The sequence below is a fragment of the Mycobacteriales bacterium genome (assembly GCA_035995165.1).
Taxonomy (GTDB): Bacteria; Actinomycetota; Actinomycetes; order Mycobacteriales; family CADCTP01; genus CADCTP01.
In genome coordinates, this window is the sequence record DASYKU010000153.1 from 1 (window position 1) to 4,053 (window position 4,053).

The window sequence follows — 4,053 nt, forward strand, 5'->3', positions numbered from 1 at the left end:
GAACACCGCCGACATGAAGTACTGCTGGCGGACGATCCGGTCCAGGTCGCCGCGGGGCAGGCCGTGCCGCTGCCGGACGAACGAGACCGCCTGCTTGCCCCTGATGTTCGAGGTGCCGGCGGGCAGGTCGATGCCGGAGAAGGAGTCCTTCTGGGCCTTGTTCAGGCAGACGTCGACGCCGCCGATCGCCTCGGTGATCCGGTAGAAGCCGAGCAGGTCGACCTCGACGTAGTGGTCGATCTTCACGCCGGACAGGTCGCTGATCGTCTCGACCAGCTTCTGCCGGCCCTTGTCCGGGTCGGCCTTGCTCTTCCCGCAGCCGGTCGCCCCGTTGATGTACGCCGAGTTGAGCTTGTGCTCGCCGCAGCCCGGGATCGTCACCCAGGAGTCGCGCGGGAACGAGATCGCGGTCGCCTTCCGGCCGTCGGCCGGGATGTGCACCAGGATCATCGTGTCGGTCGAGTTGGTGACCGCGTCGGTGGTGGACAGCTCGGCCAGCTCGGCCGGGGACGCGTTGGTCCGGTCGTCGCTGCCGACCAGCAGGATGTTCATGTCCTTGCCGTCGACGTCGTTCGAGGTCGCGCCGATCGCGTTGACCCGGTCGACCTTGGTGCTGAAGTCCCGGTAGAGGGCCCACATGATGCCGCTGGTCACCAGCACGAGCACGGACAGGAACGCGGCCGCGATCCGCAGCGCGCCGACGAACGGGCCGTGCTTGCGCGGACGCCGGGGCGCCCGGGTCGAGCCCGGTGTGCGGCCGAGGTCGGGCACGTCGTAGCCGGCCAGCCCGTCGGGGCTGTACGCACCGGCTCGCCCGCGCGGGTCCAGGTCCGGCGGCAGCGCGCCGCCGCCCCGGCCGCCGGAGCGGGAGCCGGGGTAGCCGCCGCGCGGGTCCTGCCCGCGCCCGCCGCCGCGCGGCGGCGGGGTGCCGCGGGAGCCGCCGCCGGAGTACCCACCCCGGGGGTCGCTGCCGCCGTCGCCGCCGCCCGGATACCCGCCGCGGGCGTCCTGACCGCGCGGCGCATCGCGCCCCGGCTGTCCCCGCCGCGGGTCGAACTCGGGCGGGAGCCCGCGCGGGTCCCGTGGGTTGCTCACCGGCGTACGACCCCTCCGTCTCGGCCCCGTTCCCGGGCTGCCTCGGTCTCTGTCCCCAGGAGACGGGCAGCGGCCCCTGTTTGTTGCCCACAACACGTCAAGTGACCGAACCGTCAGGGAGAGTAGCTCGATCGGCTGCACGCGGAGCGGTGCCCGCTGTCTGTCACACTCGTCGGCGTGTCGACGCGGCTCGCTGCGCCGGCCGGCCGAAGTCCCCGAGCACGGAGGTTCGCGCGCTGATGCGCCTGTTCGTCACCGGCGGCGCCGGTTTCATCGGATCCCACTACGTCCGCAGCCTGCTCGGCGGGGCCTACCCCGGGTTCGAGGACGCCGAGGTCACGGTCTTCGACAAGCTGACGTACGCGGGGAACAAGGCCAACCTCGCGCCGGTCGCCGACTCGCCCCGCTTCCGCTTCGTGCAGGGCGACATCTGCGACCCGGCGGCGCTGGAGGCTGCCCTGCCCGGGCACGACGCGGTGGTCAACTTCGCCGCCGAGACCCACGTCGACCGGTCGATCACCGGCGCGGCCGACTTCGCGACGACCAACTTCGTCGGCGCCCAGCAGGTCTTCGACGCGGCGCTGCGGCACAGGGTCGGCAAGGTCGTGCACGTGTCCACCGACGAGGTGTACGGCACGATCCCGGAGGGCTCCTGGCGGGAGGACCACCTCCTCGAGCCCAACTCGCCGTACTCGGCGGCCAAGGCCGGCGCCGACATGCTCGCCCGCGCCTACGCCCGGACGTACGGGCTGCCGATCTCGGTGACGCGCTGCTCGAACAACTACGGGCCGTACCAGTACCCGGAGAAGGTCATCCCGCTGTTCGTCACCAACCTGATCGACGGCAAGCAGGTCCCGCTGTACGGCGACGGCCTCAACGTCCGCGACTGGCTGCACGTCGACGACCACTGCCGGGGCATCCAGCTGGTGCTGGAGCAGGGCGCGCCGGGCGAGTTCTACAACATCGGCGGCGGCCGGGAGCTGACCAACAAGGAGCTCACCGACCTGCTGCTGCAGGCCACCGATCGGGGCTGGGACGCGGTCGACTACGTCACCGACCGGCTCGGGCACGACCGGCGCTACTCGGTCGACCACTCCAAGCTGGCCGCGATGGGGTACGCGCCGCAGTGGTCGTTCGAGGACGGCCTGGCCGCGACCGTCGCGTGGTACCGGGACAACCGGTCCTGGTGGGAACCGCTGAAGAAGAAGTGAGGCTGCTGGTCACGGGCGCGGGCGGGCAGCTCGGCGCCGACCTGCTGCGGGTCGCGGCCGACGATCTGGAGATCGTCGGCCTGACCCGGGCCGAGCTCGACGTCACCGACCCGGCCGCGCTCGACGAGGCCGTGGCCAAGGCGCAGCCGGACGTCGTGGTCAACGCGGCCGCGTACACGGCGGTGGACGAGGCCGAGACGCACGAGGACGCCGCGGCCGCGATCAACGCCGAGGCGCCGGCGAACCTGGCCCGGGTCTGCGCGCTGCACGACACCGGCCTGGTGCACGTCTCGACCGACTACGTCTTCGCCGGCGACGCCACCGCGCCGTACGAGCCGGACGCGCCGACCGGCCCGCGCTCGGCCTACGGCCGGACCAAGCTGGCCGGCGAGCGGGCGGTCCGCGACCTGCTGCCGGAGCGGTCCTGGGTCGTCCGGACGGCCTGGGCGTACGGCGAGACCGGCGGCAACTTCGTCAAGACGATGGCCCGCCTCGAGGGGGTCAAGGACACCCTCGACGTGGTCGACGACCAGCGCGGCTCGCCGACCTGGTCCCGCGACCTGGCCGCCGGCCTGATCGCGCTGGCCGCGGCCCGTCCGGTGCCGGGCGTCTACCACTGCACCAACACCGGCGAGACGACCTGGTACGGGCTGGCCCGGGCGGTGTTCGAGGAGCTCGGGGCCGACCCGGACCGGGTCCGGCCGACGACGAGCGCGCAGTTCGTCCGGCCGGCGCCGCGCCCGGCGTACTCGGTGCTGTCCGACGCGGCCTGGACCGGGGCCGGACTGCGCCCGCTGCGGCCCTGGCGGAAGGCGCTGTCGGCTGCGTTCGCGCAGGTCGGCGGGGCGCTGCGGCCTCGTTAGCGCACCGATGTCCTAGGCTGGGTCTCCCTCGCCCCTGGAGTGTCGCGTGCCCGGTCTGTCCGCTCGTGGACTGACCTGGCGCGCCGGTCCCGGGCGGTACGGGCTGGCGCCGGACCCGCTCGAGGTCGCCCCGCGCGAGATCGTCACCGTCTGTGCCGCCGACCCCGTCGCCGGCCGGGCGCTGGCCGACGTGCTGGCCGGGCTGGCCGAGCCGGAGGACGGCACGCTCGAGGTGGACGGCCGGGTCGCGCTCGTGCCGCCGGGTGGCGCCTTGCTGCCGGACCTGACGGTGGCCGCGAACCTGGCCCTCGGGCTGCGCGCGCACTCCGCCGCCGACCTGCGCGGGCGGGTCGAGCGTGCGGCCCGGCTGCTGCAGGTCGAGGGCGCGCTGGAGCTGCACCCGGACCGGCTGTCGGCGGCCCAGCAGCTGCGGGCCGGGATGGCCCGGGCGCTGGCCGGCGACCCCGCGGTCGTGGTGCTGGAGGACCGGACCTCGATGCCGCGCTGCGGGCCGGCGGTGGCGGCCGCGGCCGAGCGGGTCGCGGTGCTGGTGATCACCGACGACCTGGCGCGGGTGCGGTCCCGGCCGGAGCAGGAGTGGACCGCGGTCCGGCTGGAGCCGGTGGTCCGCCGCCGCGCCGCCCACCGCGCCGGCCGCGACCCGGCGGCCGGCCGATGACGGCCCGGAACCGGGCGGCCCGGAACCGGGCGGCCCGGGAGCGGGCGGCCCGGGAGCGGGCGTGGCGGCGATGACGGGGTGGGTGTCGCGGCCGGTGACGCGGCGGACGGCGCTGGCCGCGCTGACCCTGCCGGTGCTCGCCGCCTGCGCCGGCGACCTGCGCGGGACGGTCCGGGTCGGGGTGTCCTGGAGCGGCGACGAGCTG

General features: G+C 74.8%; 4 protein-coding genes. 3 read left to right on the forward strand and 1 reads right to left on the reverse strand.

All coding sequences use genetic code 11. The annotated features are described in order from the left end of the window. Positions 1 to 1,095 (reverse strand): LCP family protein (locus VGP36_25230; GenBank protein ID HEV7658018.1); only part of this gene is annotated, 1,095 nt, incomplete at its 3' end. Positions 1,096 to 1,334: 239 nt separating this feature from the next. Between VGP36_25230 and rfbB the strand changes: the two genes are divergently transcribed. From rfbB to VGP36_25245, 3 genes are read left to right on the forward strand one after another with little or no spacing between them, the layout of a single operon-like run. After that, positions 1,335 to 2,306, forward strand: a complete 972-nt coding sequence (gene rfbB / locus VGP36_25235; protein ID HEV7658019.1) for a dTDP-glucose 4,6-dehydratase — start codon at positions 1,335 to 1,337, stop codon at positions 2,304 to 2,306. Then, positions 2,303 to 3,169: a dTDP-4-dehydrorhamnose reductase gene (rfbD, locus tag VGP36_25240; GenBank protein HEV7658020.1), complete on the forward strand. Its 867-nt coding sequence runs from the start codon at positions 2,303 to 2,305 to the stop codon at positions 3,167 to 3,169. The genes rfbB and rfbD overlap by 4 nt, the downstream gene beginning before the upstream one ends. A gap of 46 nt (positions 3,170 to 3,215) precedes the next feature. Continuing rightward, positions 3,216 to 3,848: a hypothetical protein gene (locus VGP36_25245; protein ID HEV7658021.1), complete on the forward strand. Its 633-nt coding sequence runs from the start codon at positions 3,216 to 3,218 to the stop codon at positions 3,846 to 3,848. Positions 3,849 to 4,053 lie beyond the last annotated feature (205 nt).